The organism is Rhodococcus sp. BP-349 (assembly GCF_019835845.1).
Lineage (GTDB): Bacteria > Actinomycetota > Actinomycetes > Mycobacteriales > Mycobacteriaceae > Rhodococcoides.
In genome coordinates this window covers 2,066,227-2,088,333 of record NZ_JABUDR010000001.1, presented here as the reverse complement: position 1 = coordinate 2,088,333, position 22,107 = coordinate 2,066,227, and the positions used below count along the sequence as shown (strand labels likewise).

The following is a 22,107-nucleotide window of genomic DNA, read 5'->3' as shown; positions in this document are numbered from 1 at the left end:
GTGAACGGCGTCGAGGGGTGTCCCACGACGAAGGCCACGGTTCGCAGGTGCGAATCCGTGGCCTTCGACGAAGGAATGCTGTGCGGTGCCTATCGAGTGATGTCCCGATCGACTCCGGTGCCCACGGATGCGCGATGCGCCCAGCGCTCGCGGTGACGGCGCGGCAAAGGTGCCACTCCGAAACCGGTCGTGCTCAGTGCGATTGCTTCGGCGACTGCGCCTGCTCCGGCTTCGTTCATGCCGGTGCTGCAGACGGCAGACTTCTGCTGCAGAAGCGCTGCGGTGGTGTAGATCTCCACGGGTGACACCTCCTTCGGCGGCGAGTCGGAATCGAGCAGGTCACGCACCGGAAACCCTCACGGGGCGCGCGGTACGAAATACACAGTAAACGGGTGCCTCAGACCGCACAACCCTTTTTCCACCTGCGGCGATACGCTCAGTCGGAAGCGGAGAGACGGGCGTCGACGAGGGCCAGCACATCGGCTCCGAACCGCTCGAGCTTCTTCGCCCCGATACCCGGGATCGCGACGAGCCCGCGATCGTCGCGTGGCCGTTGCTCCGCGATGGCGGTCAGCGTGTTGTCACTGAAGACCACGTAGGCCGGAACCTTGAGCGCCTTCGACGTCTCCGACCGCCAGGTCCGCAGGGATTCGAGCAGAGCGATGTCGACGTCGGACGGGCAGTTCTCGCACCGGCCGAGCATGGTGGCCACCGTGCCGATGACGGGCTTGCCGCACACACGGCACACCGGCCGCTTCTTGTGGACGGTGGGTGTGGCGATGCGCGACGCGGGCGACGACTCGGGAACCAGGTCGACCAGGAACCGCGAACGCCGACGCGATTTGCGACCGCCCTCGTTACGGGCCAGCGCCCAGGACAATTCGAGGTGCTCCCGAGCGCGGGTCACACCCACGTACAACAGGCGACGCTCCTCCTCCACCGCGGCCTCGTCGGGCGACGAGTTGTTGTCTCCCAGAGCATGACTGATGGGCAGGGTGCCGTCGGTGAGACCGACGAGGAAGACCGCGTCCCACTCGAGACCCTTCGCGGCATGCAGTGATGCCAACGTCACCCCCTCCACCACCGGTGGGTGCCGGGCCTCCGCGCGCATCGCGAACTCGCGCACCAGTCCTTCGAGATCGAGATCGGGTACCTGGACGACGAGGTCCTCGGTCAGCGCGACGAGAGCCCGCAACGCAGCCCACTTCTCACGCGCCTGGGCGCCGGTGGGCTCCGTCGCCGACAGCCCCAGCGGAGCCAGCACCGCCTCCACGAGCCGGGGCAGGCCGGCCCCGCTGCGCGCGTCGGACGGCAGGTCGTCCCGGGCGGCACTCGACCGAACGGCGGCGACGGCCGACCGGACGTCCTGTCGCTGGAAGAAGCTCTCGCCGCCGCGGATCTGATAGGGGATCGCGAGATCCGTCAGCGCCTTCTCGTGCGCCTCGGAATGAGCGTTGATGCGGTAGAGCACGGCGATCTCGGACGGCGCCGTGCCGGTACGGATCAACCGTTGAATGGTGCGAGCGGCACCCGCCGCCTCCGACACCTCGTCGTCGTACTCCACGAACGTGGGGTCCGGTCCCGCCGCGCGCTGTCCGATGAGCTGGAGCCGTGTGCCGGCGATGCGGCCCTTCGCCGCGCCGATGACCTTGTTGGCGAGGCCGACGACCTCCGGCGTGGACCGGTAGTCGCGCTCGAGGCGTACCACCGTGGCCTCCGGGAAGCGGCGCGAGAAGTCGAGCAGGAACCGCGGCGTGGCCCCGGTGAACGAGTAGATGGTCTGGTTGGCGTCGCCGACGACCGTCAGATCGTCCCGATCGCCCAGCCAGGCGTCCAGCACACGCTGCTGGAGCGGAGTGACGTCCTGGTACTCGTCCACGACGAAGCACCGGTACCGCTCGCGGAACTCCTGCGCGACGGACGGGCTGTTCTCGAGCGCCGCCGCCGTGTGCAGCAGCAGATCGTCGAAGTCCAGGAGCACCGCGTCGGGATCGCGGTTCTTGAGTTCCTCGTATCCCTCGTAGACCGCGGCGACACGATCCGCGTCGGTCGGGGTGTCGCGGTGCAGCCGTGCGGCGGCGGCCGGATAGTCCTCGGGCGCGATCAGCGAGGCCTTGGCCCACTCGATCTCACCCGCCAGGTCGCGGACACTGTCGGTGGACGTCGAGACGCCGGCAGCGGAGGCGGCCTGCCCGACGACGCCGAACTTGCGGTCCAGCAGACGCCAGTCCGTGTTGCCCACGACCTGCGGCCAGAAGTACTTGAGCTGCCGCATCGCGGCGGCGTGGAACGTGCGCGCCTGCACCTGCCCGTCGGACGACTGCCCCCGTATGCCGAGGACGCGGAGCCGTTCGCGCATCTCGCCCGCAGCCCGCGCCGTGAATGTCACAGCGAGGACCTGACTCGGCTTGACGTGCCCGTCCGCGACGAGGTGGGCGATGCGACGGGTGATCGTTCTGGTCTTGCCGGTTCCTGCACCCGCGAGCACACACACGGGGCCTCGCGGAGCGAGCACGGCGGCCGACTGTTCGGGGTCGAGACCCTCCACCGCATCCCTGTCGTTCACGTGGCCATCATGTCAGCCCGCACCGACACCGCCGGCGCGCCCACCGTCCGGTCGGAACAACTGTCGGTGACTCCGCGTTGAGAGTGGCGTGACCACAGCACAGCAGAAAGACGCAGCCCACGTGCCCGCAGTGACGATGTACTCGACGACCTGGTGCGGCTACTGCCGGCGTCTCAAGACCCAGCTCGACGAGAACGGCATCGCCTACACGGAGATCGACATCGAGAAGGATCCCGCGTCCGCGGAGTTCGTCGGGAGCGTCAACAACGGTAACCACGTCGTGCCGACGCTGAAGTTCGCCGACGGGTCCACCGCGACGAACCCCAGCCTCGCGCAGGTCAAGAAGGCCATCGGCCTGAACTGAGCCGTCGGCGCTCGCGTTCGTCAGGACTCGAGCGCCGCCCACGACTCCAGCATCGCGCGGGCGATGGAAATGCTTCCCGGCAGCAGGAGCGGAGCATCCTCGGAGGCGCTCCAGTCCCCGGCGGCGAGGGCGGTGCGCACCTCGTCGCGCGTGAACCATCGTGCTTCGGCGATCTCGCCGTCGTTGAACGACAACGGCTGGGCAGCATCCGCGCGCGCCGCGAACCCGATCATCACCGAGCGCGGGAACGGCCAGGGCTGACTGCCGAGGTACGTGATGTCGGACACGTCGAGTCCGACCTCCTCGCCCACCTCGCGGCCCACGCACGTCTCGAGCGACTCCCCCGCCTCCACGAAACCGGCGAGCACCGACATCCGACGCTCCGGCCACATCGGCTGGCGAGCGAGGAGGACACGGTCCGCCCCGTCGTGCACGAGGACGATGATCGCCGGGTCGGACCGAGGCCACTCCTCGTGGCCCGTGAGGGTGCTGGTGCGGGACCACCCCGCCGACGAGAGCACGGTCGGTGATCCGTCGCGCGCACTGAACGCGGCAGACCGGTGCCAGTTCAACAACGCCACCGCCGTCACGACCAGCCCCGCCGACGACTCCGTGAGGACGTCGCCGAACGACCGCAGATCCGTCACCTCGCCGGCGAGTGCGGAGACGGAGACCGCCCAGACGTGGTGGTCGTCGACGACTCCCAGGAACACCGCGTCCTCCGGCGGCGAGTCCGCCGTGTCGACGGCCGGAACTAGCGCCACCCGTCCGGCCTCCACCGGCACGCGACCCTGGCTGTCCACCCGCAACAACCGTGCAGTGGGCCACCCTGCGGCGAGTGCCGCGTCGTCGCGACGCAGTTCCTCGGCGCGGTCGATCGGGGAACGCGAGAGCATGGGCTCGGACAGAAGTCGGAAGGACACGTCACGACCCTACTGACCGGGTCCGACGGTGGCAGATCCGGTGCACCGCAGTGCGGCTGGTCAGTTGGAGACGCGTCGAATGTAGAGCAGTCTGTCGTCCGCCTCGATCGCATCGACCTCGGGCGAACCGACACGCACCAGTCGACCGTCGCGGACGACACCGAGCACGATGTCGGACAGGTGGCGGGGCGATCCGCCGACCTCGTCGCGTTCGACCTCGCGCTCGGCGATCGCGAAGCCCGCCTCGGGCGTCAGCAGGTCCTCCATCATCTCCACGACGCTCGGCGTGGTCGTCGCGATGCCCAGCAGTCGCCCGGCGGTCTCGGAGGAGACCACCACGGAATCCGCGCCCGACTGGCGTAGGAGATGCACGTTCTCCGCCTCGCGCACCGCAGCCACGATCTTCGCCTTGGGCGCGATCTCACGCGCCGTGAGCGTCACCAGCACCGCGGTGTCGTCCCGGTTGGTCGCGACGATGATCGACGCGGCGTACTGGGCACCGGTCAGACGCAGGACGTCCGACCGGGTGGCCGAGCCCTGCACGGTCACCAGGCCCAGGTTGCTCGCCGCGTCCAGAGAGGACTGATCGGTGTCGACGACCACGATGTCCGAGGCCGACACCCCGTCGCCCAGCATCGCGGCGATCGCGGTGCGACCCTTCGTGCCGTACCCGACGACCACGGTGTGATTGCGCACGTTGCGCCTCCATCGCTGAATCTTGAACGCCTGGCGCGAACGTTCGGTGAGCACTGACAGGGTGGTACCGACGAGCAGGATCAGGAAGAAGACGCGCAGCGGCGTGATGACCAGGATGTTCACCAGACGCGCGGACGGGGTGATGGGCGCGATGTCGCCGTAACCGGTGGTCGACAGCGACACGGTCGTGTAATAGAAGGCGTCGAGGAAGGACAGCTGATTGTCCTGGTTGTCGGCGTACCCGTCCCGGTCGACGTAGACGACCATGGCGGCCACGAAGAGCGTGGCGAGCGCGATGAGTATGCGCTGATAGATGGCCCGCCAGGGACTCTGCTCGAACTCCGGGATGCGCAGGACACCCACCAGTGCGAAGTCCGGGCGATCCGTGAGTCCGGTGTCGGTGTTCAGCAGCCGATTCCGCAACCGTCCTGCCATGAATGTGGTCCTCGTCCGTCGCTCGTGGTCGTCGATCCGCCTCGTCGGCTGCCGTGACTGTATCGGAGCATCGAGCCGCCGACCCCCATCAGCCGCTGGAGAACTCCGGTGCCCCACCGTCCTGTTGGCAACGAGCAGACGATGGTGCAGGCTGCGACCATGACGCTCCGAACCCTGCCGCTGCTCGATTCCGTCCGACTCCCGTCGCGCCGACGGTCGGCCGACGCGGCGGCGCAGCGACTCGCGGTTCTTCTGGGCGGAGCCGGTGTCCTGCACTTCGTCACGCCGGCGCCGTTCGACTCGCAGGTGCCGCACGTGCTCCCCGGAGCACCGCGGACGTACACGTACGTGTCGGGAGTGGCGGAGCTCGCACTGGCGGCCGGACTGATCGTTCCCCGCACTCGTCGCCTGACCGGCGCCGCGGCCGCCGCCTTCTTCGTCGCCGTGTTCCCGGCCAACCTGCAGATGGCCGCGTCGTGGTTGCAGAGCGAGAAGACGTCGACCGCGATGAAGGTGGGTGTCGTGGCTCGACTTCCGCTGCAGATCCCGTTGATCACGCAGTCGTGGAAGGTGTACCGCGACGCGCGCTGATCACGTCGTCGGGTCCGCGCCTGCCGTGGAGATGATCTCCGCCAACCGTTCCGCGTCCGGAAGATTCTCCGGCGACACGGTGACTCCCGATCGAACGTAGTGGAAGGCCGCCCGCACCATGGTGAGGGCCACCGGCTCGGAGCGGGTCGCCGACATCAGCTCGGCCCAGGCGAGACGGTAGGCGGCGAGCTGGATCGCCACCGCACGTTCCTCGGCGGGAGTCGGCTGTGCGCCGGTCTTCCAGTCCACCACCGTCCAGCCACCGTCGGAGTCCGCGAACACGGCGTCCATCCGTCCCCGCAGCACGACTCCACCGACCGACGTCTCGAACGGGACCTCCACCTCGACGGGACTGCGCAACGCCCACGGTGACGCGTCGAACGCACGCTGCAGCTCCTCGAGGTCCGTGTCGGCGGCCGAGGCGCCGTCCGCCGCGCCGGGCAGCTCGTCCAGGTCGAGCAGGCGGGTCGCTCCGAATCGTCGTTCGACCCAGGCGTGGAACGCGGTGCCGCGACGCGCCAAGGGGTTGGGCGCGAAGGGGACCGGTCGACGGAGTGTCGACGCCAGCGCGTCCGGATCCGCGACGAGGTGGACGACCTGGCTCACCGACATCGTGTCGGGCACGACGACGTCGGTTCCCGGCCGCGACACCGCATCCCGTTCGGCGAGAAGCAGTTCGACGTCACGCGCCCACCCGTCGGGATCGTCGTCGTCCGCATTCTCGGACACCGACTTCTCCGGCACCGATTCCTCCACCGATGCCGACTCGACGAGTGCGGCGCGCACGGAAGCGGACCCCATGATCACGTCGTCCCGGCGGATCCCCAACGGATCGGCCGGCCAGAGTGCCGTCAGTTCGACCGTCGCGTAGGGGTTGTCGGCTCCGTCCGGAGGAGCGGGTTCCCAGTGCTGCACGGTCCCGATCTCCGCGCCGCTCTCCGAGGAGCTCTCGACGAGGCCGTGCAACTCTGCGAGAAAGGACGAGGGACCCTTCGACGACGAGGCTCCGGGAGCCCAGTGGTGCGCCGAGACCAGCAACACCCGCTCGGTGCGTGTGAGGGCGACGTAGAACAACCGTCGGTCCTCGTCGAGCCGGCGACGCGCGAGCGCTGTCTTGTGATCGGTGACGGCGTCGGCGATGTCGCCGCGGTGAGTCGCGCCCTCGAGATCGAGAACGGGGACGCCCCCGGCGTCGTCACCCGGAATCGCCCTGTCACCGCGCAGGGACGGCGGTAGCTCGGCCACCGAGCCCAGCCAGGACGCGGACGACCTGGTGGACGGGAACACGGTCTCGCAGACGTGCGGTACCGCCACGACCTCCCACTCCAAGCCCTTCGCGGAGTGCACGGTGAGCACCTGCACCCGGTGCGGGTCGACCTCGACCCCGCCGGGCGCGAGGCCGTCCTCCACCGACTCGGCGGCGGACAGGAACGACAGCAGTCCGGTGAGAGTCGCCGTCTGCTGATCGCCGTACTCCGCGACCACCTCGGCGAACGCGTCGAGATGCTCGCGCCCGCCCGCGTCACCCGACGGGCGACGCGCCCCCGCCTCCACGTCGATCCCGAGCACTCGCTCGACGTCGGCGACGAGATCGGGAAGCGGCTGACCGAGCCGGTGGCGCAGTGACTGCAGTTCCCCGCCCAGGGCGAGGATGCGCTGATGTCCCGCCTCGGAGTAACGGGACGGATCACCAGGATCCGCCAGGGCGTCCACCAGCCCGGACTGTTCCGATCGCTCCCCGGGCATGCCGTCCTCGAGCGCGCGCCCCAGCTCCTCGGCGTCGGTGACCGTGCCCGTCCGCCCACGCCCGGTGTGCGCTGCGATCTCTCGCGCGCGCCTCCACAGGGCACGCAGATCGGCGGCACCCAGTTGCCAGCGTGAGCCGGTGAGAACGCGCATGGCGGCACTGCCGGCGAGCGGGTCGCTGACGAGCCGCAGCATCGCCACGAGGTCGGCGACCTCGGGCGTCCGGAGCAGCCCACCGAGTCCGACGACCTCGACCGGCAGGCCCGCACCGCGCAGGATCTCGGCCAAGGGCCCCGCATCGGCGTTGCGCCGCACCAGGACTGCCGCGGTGGGCGGAGTGCGACCATCTTCCCGCGCCGTGCGGTACTCCTGCGCGATCGCCTCGGCGATCCACCGACGTTCGTCGTCCACCGTGGTGGTCAGCGCGAGCCGGACATCGCCGGGCACCGCACCGGGACGCGCGCGCAGCTCGTCCACCGCGACACCGCGCATGCGCAACGGGGCAGCCACGGCGTTGGCCAGCGCGAGCGCCTCGGGAGGGTTGCGCCAGCTGGTCGACAACTGACGCACCGGGGCCGGGTAGCGCGCCGAGCGCGGGAAGTCGGCACCGAACCGGGGCAGGTTGGCGGCGGACGCACCGCGCCAGCCGTAGATCGACTGCATCGGGTCGCCGACGGCGGTCACCGTCAGAGCGGCGTCACGGCCACCCCCGAACAGCGAGGACAGCAGGACCCGCTGCGCGTGACCGGTGTCCTGGTACTCGTCGAGCAGCACCAGCCGGCACCGCGTGCGCTCGTCGCGGCCCACGTCCGGGTGGTCCGCCGCGACACGGGCGGCAAGGGACATCTGCCGCCCGAAGTCGAGCAGTCCGTCACGGGTCATGACCTCGTGGAGCCGCGCCACCAGTGGCAGCAGATCGAGCCGCTGTTCCTGCACCTGCAGTATGCCCAGCAGGTCCTTGGTCGGACCGCCGCTCTTCTGCTTCGGGCCCGGTGGCAGATGGTGGATCAGCTTCTCGAGCTCGGTGTGAGCCTCCCCCAGGTCGCCCGGTTCGACCAGATGCTCGGCGAGCTGCCCGGACAGAGCGAGCACGGATTCCGTGATCGACGCCGGTGCCCGGTCCAGTGGGACGTCGCCGTCCCACGCGGCCACCACACGGTGGGCCAGCTGCCACAGCTCGGTCTCCGACACGAGGGTCGTGGACGGTTCGAGCGGCAGCACCATGCCGTAGCGTTGGAGCAGCCGACCCGCGTACGAGTGGTACGTGCTCACCTCGGGCTCGCCCGACAGGACGGTGCGCCGCAGCTCACCGGACGGATCGAGACGCCGCAGCAGATCGGACCCGGCCAATCGCGCGAGCCGCTGGCGAATACGCGTGGTGAGCTGCTGGGCGGCCTTGCGCGTGAAGGTCAGGCCCAGCACCTCCTCCGGCCGGACCAGACCGTTGGCCACCATCCACACCACACGCGCCGCCATGGTCTCCGTCTTGCCGGCGCCGGCGCCCGCGACGACCAGCAACGGACCACGTGGAGCCGCGATGATCTCCGACTGCTCGTCGGTGGGCGGGAACTGGCCGAGGGCGACGGCGACCTCGGCCGGGCTCACTCGGGCCACGTCTCTCATCCTTCGGTCACCTGCCTGCCTCTGTCCTGTGCCGGGCACGACGACGCTATCGGGCAGTGCCGACAACCGTCGTTGACGCGTGCCTCGAACACCGGGCCCCGCGTGGCACGCGCCGCATCCACGACGACGGTGCGCCACTGCTCGAGGGTCTCCCCCGTGAGTGCTGCCTGCGCTCGTTCGGTGGCACCGGTCTTGTTGTGCGGCTTGGCGACGTAGACCAACCGCCCGCCGCCGGGACTGCCGGCCGGTTCGCCCTCGACCGCACCGGCGGCGAGTGCCACCTGATACGTCGCGAGCTGCGCGTGCTCGGCCGTCGCCGCGGCCGTCGCCGCGTTCTTACCGGTCTTGACGTCGACGACCACGGGTCGTCCGTCGGGGTCACGTTCGAGCCGATCGATCCGTCCGCGCAGCGCGACGGCGGGCTCGTCCGGCGTGCGCGGTTCCAACACCCCGTCCACCGGCACCTCGACACCGGCCTCCGTCAGCTCGCCGCGTGAGCGTGACATCCACTCCTGGAACGTCTCGATCATGGTGGCGGTACGCGCGAGCTCCTTGCGCGAGAACCACGCAGATCCGAGATCGACTGCCACCCAAGCTTTCTCCAGCTCTCTGCGCACCTCGTCCGGCGGCACCCGACCGGCCACCGCCTGCACCAGCGTGTGCACCAGCGTTCCGGTGACCGCGTGCACGGTGTCGCCGTCGGTGCCCCCGTTGCGTTCGAGCGCCCACCGCAGCGGGCACGCGGTGAGCACCTCCACCGTCGACGGCGACAACGACACCGGCCCGTCCGCCGGATCCCACAGCGGCACCTCGGTACTGGTTCCGGACAGCCCGTACCACTCGTCCGGGTGAGCGCCGCGCACCCCTTCCTTCGCCAGCCGCGCCAGATTCCGTGCGGCGCGCGCATGGCGGTCGGGGTCGTGCTCCGCGACACGACGGTCGCACACGACCGCACGGAGCTCGGCGACCAGCGCGGGCAATGCCAGCACCCGGCCGAGCGGCGCGGTGGGGCCGGCACCGGGATCGCTCTCGTCGACGTCCGAGTACCGCACGGCGTCGGACGCGAGCAGATCGTCCACGAACCTCGACCGCACGGTGTCCGCGCCACCGGTCACCGAGTCGACGGCGGTGACGAGCAGGCTCGACCGTGCACGGCTGCACGCCACCAGGAACAGGCGACGTTCCTCCGCGAGCAACGGCGCGGTACGCGAGACCCGATCGTCCAACTCACGATCGCCGTCGGAGATCCCCGCAGCGAGGTCGACCAGGGCCTCGACCCCGAGCAGCGACCCGCGCGGGCGCAGCGCGGGCCACAGTCCTTCCTGTACGCCCGCCACTGCGACGACGTCCCACTCGCGCCCGACCGCGGCATGGGCACTGAGAATGAGCACCGCATCGGGAACGAGCGCGGGACGCCGCCCGTCGCCCACGGGAACCTCCTGGTCGGTGACGTACTCGACGAACCCCTCCAGGGTGCCGCGCGGGAGTGCGTCGACATACGCGGCCGCGGCGTCGAACAACGCGACGACGCTGTCCAGATCCCGGTCGGCCTGCACGCCGAGGGGCCCACCCCGCGCGGACGACGCCACCCACCGTCGTTCGAGCCTGGTGGCCCGCCATCCCGCCCAGAGTGCGTCCTCGACGCGACGGCCGGCCGGGCCCACCGCCTTCGCGATGGCCGTGACCACGGCACGGACACGGGTAAGCGGTGCCTTCTCGACGTCGGACAGACGTACGACGAGCGGGTCGACCGAGGAGCCGATCATCGCGGCGCGCAGCAGCACGGACGAGTCCCGCTCGCCGCCCTCGGCCACGTCGCCCCGCCGTAGCCCACGCCGCAGTCTGCGGACGGCGAGCGGATCCGCCCCGCCGATGGGACCTTCGAGCAACGCCAACGCAGCGTCGTCGGAGAACACCGCCGCCGACCGCTCGGGTGCGCACCGGGCAGCGGCGACCGCACGCATCGCGAGCAGCAGGGCAGCCGCACCACGGTGCCGATGCAGGGGCACGGCCGTGGCGGACGACACCACCGGCACCCCGGCGGCGTGCAGCGCGCGACGCAGGGACGGCAGCGACCGCGGAACGGAGCGGACGACGACGGCCATCTCCGACCAGGGCACCCCGTCGGCGAGATGCGCGCGTCGGAACGTGTCGGCGATGGCGGTGGCCTCCTTCGCCGTCGAGGACGCGACGACCACCCGCACCGGCGGAATCGCGCGGGTCTCCTCCTCGGCGGACGGGTGTTCGTACTCCGCCCTGTCGTCGCGGAACTGCGTGCCGACACGGTGTGCGACCCGACCGGACAGGTGCGCGGTGATCGCCCGCTGCACCGAGCCGACACCGGAGTCCGAACGGTGGTTGCGGGACAACACGACACGACGCCCACCGTGCCCGTCGTCCAGATCGGTGAGGAAGTGCGCGTCCGCGCCGCGGAAGGAGAAGACCGCCTGATCGGGATCACCGGCGACGACGGTGGACGCCGCACCGGCGGAGAGCAACCGCACCAGCTGGGCCGCCTGCGGATCGAGGTGCTGGGCATCGTCCACCAGCACGTGCCGGATGCGGCGACGTTCGGAGACGAGCAGGTCCGGATCCGTCGCGAACGCCGTGAGCGCTGCACCCACGAGTTCGGCCGCGTCCAGCCCGGGCGACGTGGCCTCCGGAGTCTCGACGCCGACCGATCCTCGGAGCAACATCGCCTGTTCGTACTGTGCGGCGAACTTGCCCGCGGCGACCCACTCGGGCCGAGAGTGCTTGCGCCCCCACGCGATCAGATCCTCCGGACCGAGTCCGCGTTCTGCGGCGCGCAGGACGAGATCACGGAGCTCGGACGCGAAGCCCACCAGTCCGAGCGCTGGGCGCACGCGCTCCGGCCAGCGGGCGGCGCCGTCCGCGATCTCACCACGGAGCATCTCGCGAATCACGGAATCCTGCTCCGCGTTGGTGAGCAGTCGCGGCGGCGGATTGCCGTAGGCGGACGCCTGCAACCGCAGCACGGCGAAGGCGTACGAGTGCACCGTGCGTACGAGGGGCTCGCGTGTGGCTCTGGGTGCGGAGGACGCGCCCAACAGCCCGGCGGTGATCTGCTCGCGCATGTCGACGGCCGCCTGACGCGAGTGCGTGAGCACCAGGACCGACTCCGGATCGCTTCCCGACGCCGTCATCCGCGCCACCGCCACGTCGGCGACCAGCGCGGTCTTCCCGGTGCCCGGACCGCCCAGAACCTGCCACGGACGGGAGTCGCCGGGCTCGCTCGACGCGACCAGCGGCGCGCACTCTTGCGGCCACGTGCGCACCTGCGCGACCCGGTGCGTCCGGCGCACCAGCCGGATACCGCCCCGGGTGACAGCTGCGTCTCCGATGGTGCCCGCGCCGTCGTCGTTCATGAGGCGCATTGCATCATGGAAGTCCGACACCGCCCCATCTCCGACACAGCCCCCTCTCCGACACCGACTCGGTTCCGCCACCGCGTCGACACTCGACCGCGCAGGAGACCCCATGCCGACGACCTCCGATTTCCCTGCCACCGCCACGGATGCCGACGACGTCGCCGTGTACGGCCCGGCGTCCGGAACAGTGGTTCTGGCGATCCACGGCATGACCGGCCACGGCAGGCGCTGGCATCGGTGGAGCGAGCACCTGCCCGGGGCCCGCGTCGTCGCTCCGGACCTGGTGGGTCACGGCAGGGCGCCGTGGACTCCGCCGTGGTCGATCGAGCGCCAGGTCGATCGGCTGGCCGCGATCCTGCGGGCGCACTCGACCGTGCCCGTCGTCGTGGTCGGCCACTCCTACGGGGGTGCGCTCGCGATCCATCTCGCACGGTCGTACCCCTCGCTCGTCGCGGGACTGGTGCTGCTCGATCCCGCCATCGGCCTGCCACCGCAGTCGATGCTGGAGACGGCGCAGTCGACGGTGCTGTACGACGACTACACCGATGCCGCGGAGGCGCGCTCGGAGAAGCTCCACGGCGCGTGGTCCGACGTCGATCCGGCTCTCGTCGACGAGGAGATCGCCGAGCACCTGGTGGACACCGACCGCGGGCGGGTGCGATGGCGCACGTCGACGGCCGCCGTCGTCGCGTCGTGGGGCGAGCTCGCACGCCCGTTCGCGTTGCCGCCCAGTGACATTCCGGTCACCGTCGCGCGCGCCGCTCGGGTGGACCCGCCGTACCTCACACCCGACTTCCGGGACGCACTCGTCCGCTCGTCGCCGGACGTGCGGATCGTCGACCTGGACTGCGATCACATGGTGCCGCAGGCGAAGGGCCCCGAATCGGCAGCTCTGGTCGACGAGATGATTCGACGCGTGACGACGTCGTGAGCCGTATCACCGACGAGCAGGTCGAGGCCGTGCGCGCCGTCGTGGCCGCAGTCCCCGCGGGCTGTGTCACCACGTACGGCGACATCGCCCGGGTCGTCGGACTGCCCAGCCCGCGCATCGTCGCCTGGATCATGCGGACGGACTCCTCCGATCTGCCGTGGCACCGGGTCATCCGTGCCGACGGCCGCCCGGCTCCCCACCTCGCGACACGTCAGCTCGCGGCCCTGGCCGAGGAGGGGGTGTCGTCCGTCGACGGCCGCCTCGCTCTGGCGTCGGTCCGGTACCGCCACGAACCCTGATCGAGTGTCAGACCATCGCTTCGGGGACGGCGTGCGACGGAACACTCTCGCGTGGCCCGGCATCGACTCCCGCTCCCACCAGTTCCGCGAGGACGGCGACCGCGTCCTCGATCTCCTCGGGGCTGCGGGAGAACGGGATGCGTTGGCACTCGTCGAAGGCGTATCCCGTCCCGAAGCGTGACCCGGGCGCGAGCAGCAGTCCGCGCCCGCGGGCCGATTCCACCAGGTCCGTGGACCGGACACCCGATGGCAGCGTGCACCACAGCGACAGTCCGCCGCGCGGCCGGTGGAAGGTCCAGCCCGGCAGCGACCGCGTCACGGCCGCCATGGCCGTGTCGCGACCCGCCCGCAGCTGATCGGCGCGGTGCGCCACCACCGCGTCGTACTCGCCGAACAGTTCCACGGCCGTGTACTGATCCATCATCGACACCGAGAGCTGCCGCCTCGAATAGGTCGTGGCCACGCGCGCCAGGTGCACCGGGTCCGCGCGCACCCACCCCACCCGCAGCCCGCCCCAGACCGTCTTGCTCAACGATCCGACCGTGATGCAGGCGCGGTCCGGTACCGGTGCGCCGAACGGTTCCACGTCGGCGTCGCCGTCGAGACGGAGGTCGGCCGACGCCTCGTCCACCACGGTCACCACGGCGTGCCGATGCAGCGTGGCCGCGAGCCGACGCCGGGACGTCTCGGGCAACACCGATCCCGACGGGTTGGAGTGGTCCGGCATCAGGTAGGCCAGCACCGGATCATGTTGCCGTGCAGCCCTGTCCATGTTCTCCACGAATGCGTCGGGATCAGCGGGATCGAGGGCCACCGGGACGCACTTGCCGCCCACGGCTCGCACCATGTCGATGGCACCCGGGTAGGTCGGGTGTTCGGTCAGCACGCGATTGCCCTGTTCGACGAAGGTGTCGATCACGGCGTGCAACGCATCGCTGGCGCCCGCGGTCACGAGAATCTGGTCGGCGGTGGTGGGGAGTCCGCGGGCGGAGTAGTACCGGGCGATCGCCTCGCGCAGTCGGCCCACCCCGGTGGGGACGTAGCCGACGTGCAGACCCGTCGTGCTCAGTGCGCGGGCAGCAGCGTCGTAAGCGGGTCCCAACAGGGCCGACGCCGGCGGTGCGGCGTTGACGAACTCGAGCACGCCCGGTTGGGTACCGCGCAGAATGCCGCCCCACGGCTGACTGTCCCCGCGCGGAACGACGAAGGTGCCCGCCCCGTGCACCGACACCGCGATGCCGTGCTCACGGAGTTCGCGATAGGCCGACGCGACCGTGACACGGCTGACCCCCAGCACGGATGCGAGTACGCGTTCCGCGGGCAGGCGGGCATCGGCGGCCACCGCGCCTTCCTCGACGAGACGGTGCAGCTCCTGCGCGAGCCCGAGGTACAGAGACCGACTGTCCTGAACGACGGCGGTCATGTCGATCGCGGCGGCGAGAGCGCGCGCCGACAACCCGTCGCGCAGACGCGCGGGAGTGGAGGCCATGCCGACACTATGCCACAGTCCACTCGAGTCCAGTGGACTGCTCTGACGGGCCTCCGCGCGGTCGAGACTGTGTCCATGATCGTCATCGGAACACTTCTGGCCCTGTCCACTCTGAGCATCGGGTTCGGGGCCGTCGCCGTCGTGGGCGGCGGTCGTCACTCGCTCGAGGGTCCACCGCGCAGTCGGCCCGTGTCCACCACCGGTCGATGAGCCTGCCGCGCCGTTTCCACTACTGTGGGTCACATGTCGGGACGCACAGCGCGCACGGACGCGCTGATACTCGCCGGCGGACGCAGCTCACGGATGCAGGGGACCACCAAGCCGACGGCACTCGTCGACGGAGTCACCCTCGTCGATCGGGTGGTGGCAGCGACATCGTTCTGCACCGTCACCGTCGTCGTCGGACCGGACAGCGCGACCTCGGGGACCACGACGCCGAACCCTCCCTGGCCGAGGCGTGTCCGCCGCACCCGCGAGGACCCTCCGTTCGGAGGCCCGGTCCGTGCGCTGGCGGCCGGGCTGGCGATCACCGTCGACGACGGTGATCGTCCACAGGACGACGACGTCGTGCTGACCCTGTCCGCCGACCTTCCGTACATCACCGAGCCGGCGCTCCGACTGCTCGTGCGAGAACTGCTGCGGGACACAACAGTCGAAGCAGTGTTCGGAACCGACTCGACCGGCCGCACCCAGTACCTCGTGGGCGCCTGGCGTCGCGATGCCCTCGTTCGAGGCGTCACCGCCGCGCTCGCACGCTGTCCGGCGGACGCCGAGCGCGGCCCGTCCATCCGCGACGCCCTGCCGGACGTCGTGGGCACCGTGGCGCTCACCGGCATCGACGACGTGGACACGCCCACCGAACTCGCGGCCGTCCGCACCGCGTCGAGACGCCCCTCCGTCGAGGTGGCGCGCGTCCTCGTGGGGAGCAGACTCACCGCGATCGCACCTCGTACCGCGTCCCTCGCCCACAGCCTCGGAGGCACGCTCGCGGAGCCGCTGGTCGCCGCACGCCCGTTTCCGAGTTTCGTCACGTCCGCGATGGACGGCTACGCCGTCCGCGGCGACGGACCCTGGCACGTCGACGACACCGTGGTGGTCGCCGGTGCCACCGACGACGTCGTGCTCGACACCGGCCATGCGGTGCGCATCGCCACCGGCGCAGCGGTTCCGGCCGGGGCGAGCGTGGTCCGCGACGAGTTCGTCGTTCTCGACGACGACGGTCTGCTCCACCGGTCGGCCGGCGCACCCGTGCGCGACGACGCCCGCCGTATCGCCGAGGACTGGGACGGCGGAAGCGAACTCGCGCCGGCGGGCGCCGTGATCTCCCCCGCCGTCGTGTCGGCCGCGCTCTCCGCCGGCGTGATCCGAGCGGCGACGCGCCCCGCCCCGACCGTCCGACTGGTTCTCACGGGCGACGAGATCGGCGACGACACCGCGCCGGTGGCCGGTCGCATCCGCGACACCATCGGGCCTGTCATGCCGACGTATCTGCGGTCGTGCGGGTTCTCACTCGTCGACGTCGCGCACTGCGCCGACACCGACGACGCCTTCGACGCGGCGATCCACGGCAGTGCGGACTCCGCACCGCCGGACGTCGTCGTCATCATCGGCGCGACCGGCGGCGGCGCCGCGGATCGACTGGACGACGCACTCCGACGTGCTGGTGCACACCGTGTCGTCGACGGACTCGCCTGTCGCCCCGGTGGTTCCGCGTCCGTCTCCGAGCTGCCCGACCATCGTGTGGTCCTGGGCGTCCCCGGCAACCCGTATGCCGCCGTCACCACGGTGATGCTGCTCGGCCCCGCCATCTCCGCGGCCTTGACCGGACGGTCCGTCCCGATACCGCTCACCGGCACTCTGGCCACCGAGGTGAACGCCGGCGACGTCACCCGAGCACTGCCCGCGTCCTACGTCGGTTCTGGAACCTGGCGGTGCGAGAACTCGGTGCGCACAGCGCATCTCGCGGCGCTCGTGGGCCGCGACGGCATCGCCGTCATCACTGCCGGTCGGAGTCCGGGCGCTCCCGTCGAGATCGTGCCGCTGCCGCAGAGATGACGTCGACACCCTCGCGATAGCGATCGACGAGCAGCTGCACCACTCCCCCGTGCAGCCCCAGCGGTTCGGTGACGCCGTCTGCTCCAGCGGACTGCAACCTCGTGTGAAACAAGCCGGGCGCCAACAGATACGAGGCCACGAAGACCTTCTCGCCGGTGGCCTTCAGCGTCGGGACCAGGTCCGCAGCGCGCGGCTTGCCCGTGGCGACGTAGGCGACGGTGACCGCCGATCCCGTGACGGCGGCGAGCTGGTCCGCCGCGGTGTGCACGTCGTCGAGGGCCCGCACGTCGGACGACCCGGCCGCGGCGAGGACGATGCGATCGCCTGTCGTCCATCCGATCTGCTTGAGCCTGTCACGCAACACCCGCGCGAGGTTGAGATCCGGGCCCAGTGCGCGGGTGACGTGGACGTCGTCGTGACCGCTCTCGGCGATCTCTCGGGGTACGTCCGCGTGCACGTGGTAGCCCGAGGCCAGGAAGGCGGGCACGACCACGACGGGACCGTCGACATCGCGCAGGACCTCCGACGGAGTGGGTCCCAGCACGTCGACGAAGGCGACCCGCACCGGGCCGACGTGCGGAGCCACGGCGTCTGCGAGCGCGGCGATCACCTCGACGCCGGCGGGGTTGCGGGTGCCGTGCGCGACGAGGACCAGGCGAGGATCACTCACGACGACTCCCCCGTCCGGCCGAGGCCGCCGCCCGGAACACTCGACACGGCGTCGACCAGGTCGTCCGCGCTGTCGTCGACGGCAAGACGGTATCCCCGCTTGACGACGGTCTGGATCGCTCCGGGTGCACCGAGCGCGGATCGCACTCGCGCCATGGCCGTCTCGACGGCATGGGTGTCGCCGCCCCCACCCGGCAGAGCGGCGAGCAGATCCTCGCGCGAGATCACCTGTCCGGGACGGCGAGCGAGGGTCTTCAGCAAGGCCATGCCCGCGGGTGACAGAGCCTTGGGGGTGCCGTCGACGACGACGCACGCGCCGAGGACGCGCAACTCGTGACCGCCGGCCCGGACGATGCCCGCTCGACGGGGCAGTTCGTCGGCGACGTGGCGCACGAGCGCTCCGACACGCGCCCGCGCGGGCGCCGTCGTGGGAACGCCCAGCACGTCGAGCGGAGCGGAGGTCACGGGCCCGACGCACACGGCGAGCACCCGATCGCGGAACGACTGCAGCATGGGTTCCAGCACACCGTTCTCTTTGGCGCGCATCAACATCGAGGCCACGGCGGGGGCACTGGTGAAGGTCACCGCATCGAGGTCACCACACAGCACGGCCTCGATCATGCGGTCCATCGGGGCGGAGTCGTCAGGTTGCACCCAGCGGTAGACCGGCACCGGGATGACCGTCGCGCCGGCCTGCCGCAGCACCTCGCAGAAGTCCGGAACCGGCTCCCACTCGGTGGTGGCGCCGTGCAGCTGCACCGCGACGCGGACGCCGTCCACGCCCTCCGCCAACAGATGTTCCAGCACCTCGGCCGACGACTCGGACTCCGGTGACCATTCCTCGCGCAGACCGGCTGCACGGATGGCTCCCTTGGCCTTCGGCCCACGGGCGAGGATGCGGGTGCCCTCGAGGGCGCGAGTGAGCTCCTCGGCGTCGCCCCACCCGTCCGCGGCCTCCATCCAGCCACGGAAACCGATGCCCGTGGTGGCTACGGTGACGGCCGGCGGAGTGTCGATGATCTCGCGGGTACGACGACCGAGCTCCGCGTCGTCCGACAGCGGAATGATTCTGATCGCCGGGGCGTGCACCACGCTCGCTCCGCGCCGCACCAGCAGCGAGGCCAGTTCGTCGGCTCGTCGAGCCGCGGTGACGCCCACGGTGAACCCCGCGAGGGGAGCGTCGGACGAGGTCGGCTGATCGATCACGGGGATGTCGTCTCCGTTCCACTTCTCGGCCGGACGGATGCGCCCGAGGGCTGGGTCGACACTGCGACGACGCCGTCGATCACGGTGACCTCGTGTACCGCCAAGGTCGTGTCCGGGTCGTCGAGGCAACGGCCGTCCACCAGCGAGAATACCTGCTTGAGCAACGGCGACGCGACGGTCGGCTCGCCGCCGCGGTCCCCGACCAGTCCGCGCGACATCACGGCGGCCCGTCCGAAGGGGTCGATGTTGCTCACGGCGAACAGCTCCGCGTCGCCGGTGCGGAACAACGCCACCTGCGCCCCGGAAGGCAGCAACACGGCGACTCCCCGACCGGGGGTGAGTGCCGAGAGTGCGAGCGCGGTGATCCACTCGCCGGCGTCGCCGCTGGTCACAGGTGCGGAATGGCGAGGTGCTGAGTCGATGACAGTCATGGTGGTCCTCCCTGGGGACAGTTCTACGGGGCTGGTGTTACTCGGCCGTTACAGCGACATGACGGGCCACATCTCGGCCGGCCTCCGGCCTTCCCGGCCACATCTCGGCCGGCCTCCGGCCTTACCGGCCACATCTCGGCCTCCGGCCTTCCCGGCCACTCACCCGACCGGAACGGACGGCATCCCCATCAGGACCGGAACCTTGCGGGCACCGGACTCGTCGAACGAGACGGTGGGGTCGGACTCCTCCGGAGCGTTGACGAAGGAGACGAAGCGAGCCAGCTTGGTCTCGTCCTCCAGCACACCCCGCCACTCGTCCCTGTAGCCCTCGACGTGCGACGCCATCGCTGCCTCGAGGTCCGCGGCGATCCCCAGGCTGTCCTCGCACACGACGGCGCGCAGGTGGTCGAGTCCACCCTCGAGACTCTCGACCCACGGCGCCGTGCGCTGCAGACGGTCCGCCGTGCGCACGTAGAACATGAGGTACCGGTCGATGTACCGGACGAGGGTGGTGTCGTCCAGTCCCGACGCGAGGAGTTGCGCGTGCTTGGGCGACTGTCCGCCGTTGCCGCCGACGTACAGATTCCAGCCACTCTCGGTGGCGATGATTCCGACGTCCTTCCCCCGCGCCTCGGCGCATTCGCGGGCGCAGCCGGACACACCGAACTTGATCTTGTGCGGGGACCGCAGACCCCGGTAGCGCTTCTCCAGGTCGACGGCCATGCCCACGGAGTCCTGCACGCCGTAGCGGCACCACGTGGACCCGACGCAACTCTTCACGGTGCGCAGCGACTTCCCGTAGGCCTGACCCGACTCCATGCCGGCATCGACCAGTCGCTTCCAGATGGCGGGTAGCTGCTCCACGCGCGCGCCGAACATGTCGATGCGCTGACCACCCGTCACCTTGGTGTACAGACCGAAGTCGCGTGCCACCTCACCGATGACGATCAATTGTTCGGGAGTGCACTCCCCACCCGGCATCCGCGGCACGACGGAGTAGGTGCCGTTCTTCTGGATGTTGGCGAGGAAGTGATCGTTGGTGTCCTGCAGGGCAGCCTGCTCACCGTCGAGGATGTGCTCCGAGGACGTGGACGCCAGGATCGAGGCCACGACCGGCTTGCAGATGTCGCAGCCGGCGCCGCGGCCGTGAGCGGCGACGAGACCGGAGAACGTGCGGATGCCCGCGCCGGCGACTATTTCGAACAGTTCTCGCCTCGACTGGGAGAAGTGCTCGCACAGGGCCTTCGACATGACCACGCCCGACGCGGCGAGCAACTGCTTGATCGTGGGGAGACAGCCACCGCACGTGGTGCCGGCGTCGGTGCAGGACTTCACCGAGGCGATGTCGCAGGCGCCCGCAGCGATGGCCGAGCAGATGGTCCCCTTGTCCACGCCGTTGCACGAGCACACCTCGGCATCGTCGGGAAGCGCTCCGGCGCCGAGCTTCTCGCCGCTCGGCGAGATCAGTGCAGCCGGATCGCCCGGGAGTTCGCGGCCGACCAGCGGGCGCAGCGTCGCATACGCCGACGCGTCCCCCACGAGGATGCCGCCGAGCAGAGTCCTCGCGTCGTCCGACAGCACGAGCTTGGCGTAGGTGCCCTTCGCGGCATCGTTGAGCACCACCTCGAGTGCGCCCTCGGTGGCGCCCATCGCGTCTCCGAAACTGGCGACGTCCACACCGAGCAGTTTGAGCTTGGTCGAGAGGTCCGCGCCCGGGAACTCGGCGGTACCGCCGACGAGCCGATCGGCGACGACCTCCGCGCTGGAGTACCCCGGAGCGACGAGACCGTAGCACCGGCCCTCGATGGCCGCACACTCGCCGATGGCGTAGATCGCGGGATCCTCGGTACGGCAACCGATGTCGGTGAGGATGCCACCACGCTCGCCGACCGGGAGGCCGCTGGTGCGGGCGAGAGCGTCCTGCGGGCGGACACCCGCCGAGAACACCAGAAGGGCGGCATCGATGACGCTGCCGTCCGCCAGAGTGACGTCGATGCCGTGATCGTTCTCGGCGATGGCCGAGGTGCCGACACCGGCGTGGACGGTGACACCGAGCTCGGTGACGAGCTTCGCCAGGACCGCACCGCCGCCCTCGTCGACCTGCAGCGGCATCAGTCGCGGCGCGAATTCCACCACGTGCGGCGTCATGCCCATCTGCTTCAGGGCGTTCGCAGCCTCGAGACCGAGCAGGCCGCCGCCGACGACCACTCCCACTGCGCCGGGGCCGGCCGCGTCGGCGCAGGTGCGGATACGATCCAGGTCGTCGATCGTGCGATAGACGAAGCAGCGATCGAGGTCGTGCCCCGCGATGGGGGGGACGAACGGGTAGGACCCCGTGGCCATGACCAGCGCGTCGTACGGCACCACCGCACCGTCCGAGGTGGTGACCACCCGGGCGTCGCGGTCGATCGACTCGGCCCGCACGCCGGTACGCAGGGTCACCGCGGTGTCCCCGACATAGTCGTTGCCCGCCAACGCGAGTTCCTTGTGGTCCCAGGCGCCGACGTAGGACGAGAGCCCGACGCGGTCGTAGGCGGGGAGGGCCTCCTCGCTGAGGACGGTGACGGACCACTCGCCGGCCGTGTCGCGTGCGCGCAGCGCCTCGACGAACCGGTGGCCCACCATTCCGTGTCCCACCACCACGGCTGTGCGGTGAGCGGTCTGGTCGGTCATGACAATCTCCTCGGGAAACGG

17 protein-coding genes are annotated in these 22,107 nt (G+C 70.5%); 6 read left to right on the top strand and 11 right to left on the bottom strand.

Annotated features, from left to right (window positions below):
• Nucleotides 1-89 precede the first annotated feature (89 nt).
• Together HQ325_RS09855 and HQ325_RS09850 are read right to left on the bottom strand one after the other, a co-directional pair.
• Nucleotides 90-347: a hypothetical protein gene (locus tag HQ325_RS09855; RefSeq protein WP_222628492.1), complete on the bottom strand. Its 258-nt coding sequence runs from the start codon at nucleotides 345-347 to the stop codon at nucleotides 90-92.
• 89 nt (nucleotides 348-436) lie between these two features.
• Nucleotides 437-2,566, bottom strand: coding sequence for an ATP-dependent DNA helicase UvrD2 (locus tag HQ325_RS09850; protein ID WP_222628491.1), 2,130 nt, complete (start codon nucleotides 2,564-2,566; stop codon nucleotides 437-439).
• A gap of 136 nt (nucleotides 2,567-2,702) precedes the next feature.
• Here HQ325_RS09850 and HQ325_RS09845 point away from each other — a divergent pair, with 136 nt between their 5' ends.
• Nucleotides 2,703-2,930, top strand: coding sequence for a mycoredoxin (locus tag HQ325_RS09845; RefSeq protein ID WP_204870356.1), 228 nt, complete (start codon nucleotides 2,703-2,705; stop codon nucleotides 2,928-2,930).
• A gap of 20 nt (nucleotides 2,931-2,950) precedes the next feature.
• Here the strand turns inward: HQ325_RS09845 and nudC are convergent, their stop codons facing one another.
• Nucleotides 2,951-3,826 carry an NAD(+) diphosphatase gene (gene nudC, locus HQ325_RS09840; RefSeq protein WP_222629173.1) on the bottom strand — a complete coding sequence of 292 codons (876 nt, stop codon included), beginning with the start codon at nucleotides 3,824-3,826 and terminating at the stop codon, nucleotides 2,951-2,953.
• A gap of 87 nt (nucleotides 3,827-3,913) precedes the next feature.
• The gene (locus HQ325_RS09835; RefSeq protein WP_222628489.1) at nucleotides 3,914-4,984 is read right to left on the bottom strand and encodes a TrkA family potassium uptake protein; all 1,071 of its coding nucleotides are present in this window, start codon (nucleotides 4,982-4,984) and stop codon (nucleotides 3,914-3,916) included.
• Nucleotides 4,985-5,143: 159 nt separating this feature from the next.
• Between HQ325_RS09835 and HQ325_RS09830 the strand changes: the two genes are divergently transcribed.
• Nucleotides 5,144-5,575 (top strand): DoxX family protein, encoded by a 432-nt coding sequence (locus HQ325_RS09830; protein ID WP_222628487.1) that lies wholly within the window; start codon nucleotides 5,144-5,146, stop codon nucleotides 5,573-5,575.
• Here the strand turns inward: HQ325_RS09830 and HQ325_RS09825 are convergent, their stop codons facing one another.
• A complete protein-coding gene (locus HQ325_RS09825; RefSeq protein WP_222628485.1) occupies nucleotides 5,576-8,944 on the bottom strand; it encodes an ATP-dependent DNA helicase in 3,369 nt (1,122 codons plus the stop codon). It lies immediately after the preceding gene.
• On the bottom strand, nucleotides 8,941-12,330 hold the full coding sequence (locus HQ325_RS09820) for an ATP-dependent DNA helicase (RefSeq protein WP_261777781.1): 3,390 nt from the start codon (nucleotides 12,328-12,330) through the stop codon (nucleotides 8,941-8,943). Before HQ325_RS09820 ends, HQ325_RS09825 begins: the two co-directional genes overlap by 4 nt.
• 112 nt (nucleotides 12,331-12,442) lie before the next feature.
• Between HQ325_RS09820 and HQ325_RS09815 the strand changes: the two genes are divergently transcribed.
• Nucleotides 12,443-13,264 (top strand): alpha/beta fold hydrolase, encoded by an 822-nt coding sequence (locus HQ325_RS09815; RefSeq protein ID WP_222628482.1) that lies wholly within the window; start codon nucleotides 12,443-12,445, stop codon nucleotides 13,262-13,264.
• Nucleotides 13,261-13,563 (top strand): MGMT family protein, encoded by a 303-nt coding sequence (locus HQ325_RS09810; RefSeq protein WP_222628479.1) that lies wholly within the window; start codon nucleotides 13,261-13,263, stop codon nucleotides 13,561-13,563. Before HQ325_RS09815 ends, HQ325_RS09810 begins: the two co-directional genes overlap by 4 nt.
• Nucleotides 13,564-13,570: 7 nt before the next feature.
• Here HQ325_RS09810 and HQ325_RS09805 read toward each other — a convergent pair whose 3' ends face one another.
• A complete protein-coding gene (locus tag HQ325_RS09805) occupies nucleotides 13,571-15,052 on the bottom strand; it encodes a PLP-dependent aminotransferase family protein (RefSeq protein ID WP_222628476.1) in 1,482 nt (493 codons plus the stop codon).
• Between the two features lie 75 nt (nucleotides 15,053-15,127).
• On the opposite strand from HQ325_RS09805, the gene HQ325_RS22405 reads away from it, so the two are divergent.
• Nucleotides 15,128-15,262, top strand: a complete 135-nt coding sequence (locus HQ325_RS22405) for a hypothetical protein (protein WP_261777780.1) — start codon at nucleotides 15,128-15,130, stop codon at nucleotides 15,260-15,262.
• A 33-nt stretch (nucleotides 15,263-15,295) separates the two neighbouring features.
• On the top strand, nucleotides 15,296-17,107 hold the full coding sequence (locus HQ325_RS09800) for an NTP transferase domain-containing protein (protein WP_222628473.1): 1,812 nt from the start codon (nucleotides 15,296-15,298) through the stop codon (nucleotides 17,105-17,107).
• Here HQ325_RS09800 and HQ325_RS09795 read toward each other — a convergent pair.
• The 4 genes from HQ325_RS09795 to nirB form a co-directional block, all read right to left on the bottom strand.
• Nucleotides 17,049-17,777 (bottom strand): sirohydrochlorin chelatase, encoded by a 729-nt coding sequence (locus HQ325_RS09795; protein WP_222628470.1) that lies wholly within the window; start codon nucleotides 17,775-17,777, stop codon nucleotides 17,049-17,051. The genes HQ325_RS09800 and HQ325_RS09795 overlap by 59 nt on opposite strands.
• A complete protein-coding gene (locus HQ325_RS09790; RefSeq protein ID WP_222629168.1) occupies nucleotides 17,774-18,979 on the bottom strand; it encodes a uroporphyrinogen-III synthase in 1,206 nt (401 codons plus the stop codon). The genes HQ325_RS09795 and HQ325_RS09790 overlap by 4 nt, the downstream gene beginning before the upstream one ends.
• The gene (gene nirD, locus HQ325_RS09785) at nucleotides 18,979-19,413 is read right to left on the bottom strand and encodes a nitrite reductase small subunit NirD (protein WP_222628468.1); all 435 of its coding nucleotides are present in this window, start codon (nucleotides 19,411-19,413) and stop codon (nucleotides 18,979-18,981) included. The genes HQ325_RS09790 and nirD overlap by 1 nt, the downstream gene beginning before the upstream one ends.
• 159 nt (nucleotides 19,414-19,572) lie before the next feature.
• Nucleotides 19,573-22,086: a nitrite reductase large subunit NirB gene (nirB, locus tag HQ325_RS09780; RefSeq protein ID WP_222628466.1), complete on the bottom strand. Its 2,514-nt coding sequence runs from the start codon at nucleotides 22,084-22,086 to the stop codon at nucleotides 19,573-19,575.
• Between the last annotated feature and the right edge of the window lie 21 nt (nucleotides 22,087-22,107).

Coding starts and splice junctions, on each gene's coding strand:
- nirD (WP_222628468.1), bottom strand. CDS start 19,413: ATGACTGTCATCGACTCAGCACCTCGCCATTCCGCACCTGTGACCAGC.
- nirB (WP_222628466.1), bottom strand. CDS start 22,086: ATGACCGACCAGACCGCTCACCGCACAGCCGTGGTGGTGGGACACGGA.
- HQ325_RS09830 (WP_222628487.1), top strand. CDS start 5,144: ATGACGCTCCGAACCCTGCCGCTGCTCGATTCCGTCCGACTCCCGTCG.
- HQ325_RS09845 (WP_204870356.1), top strand. CDS start 2,703: ATGTACTCGACGACCTGGTGCGGCTACTGCCGGCGTCTCAAGACCCAG.
- HQ325_RS09820 (WP_261777781.1), bottom strand. CDS start 12,330: ATGAACGACGACGGCGCGGGCACCATCGGAGACGCAGCTGTCACCCGG.
- HQ325_RS09825 (WP_222628485.1), bottom strand. CDS start 8,944: ATGAGAGACGTGGCCCGAGTGAGCCCGGCCGAGGTCGCCGTCGCCCTC.
- HQ325_RS09835 (WP_222628489.1), bottom strand. CDS start 4,984: ATGGCAGGACGGTTGCGGAATCGGCTGCTGAACACCGACACCGGACTC.
- HQ325_RS22405 (WP_261777780.1), top strand. CDS start 15,128: ATGATCGTCATCGGAACACTTCTGGCCCTGTCCACTCTGAGCATCGGG.
- HQ325_RS09815 (WP_222628482.1), top strand. CDS start 12,443: ATGCCGACGACCTCCGATTTCCCTGCCACCGCCACGGATGCCGACGAC.
- HQ325_RS09800 (WP_222628473.1), top strand. CDS start 15,296: ATGTCGGGACGCACAGCGCGCACGGACGCGCTGATACTCGCCGGCGGA.
- HQ325_RS09805 (WP_222628476.1), bottom strand. CDS start 15,052: ATGGCCTCCACTCCCGCGCGTCTGCGCGACGGGTTGTCGGCGCGCGCT.
- nudC (WP_222629173.1), bottom strand. CDS start 3,826: ATGCTCTCGCGTTCCCCGATCGACCGCGCCGAGGAACTGCGTCGCGAC.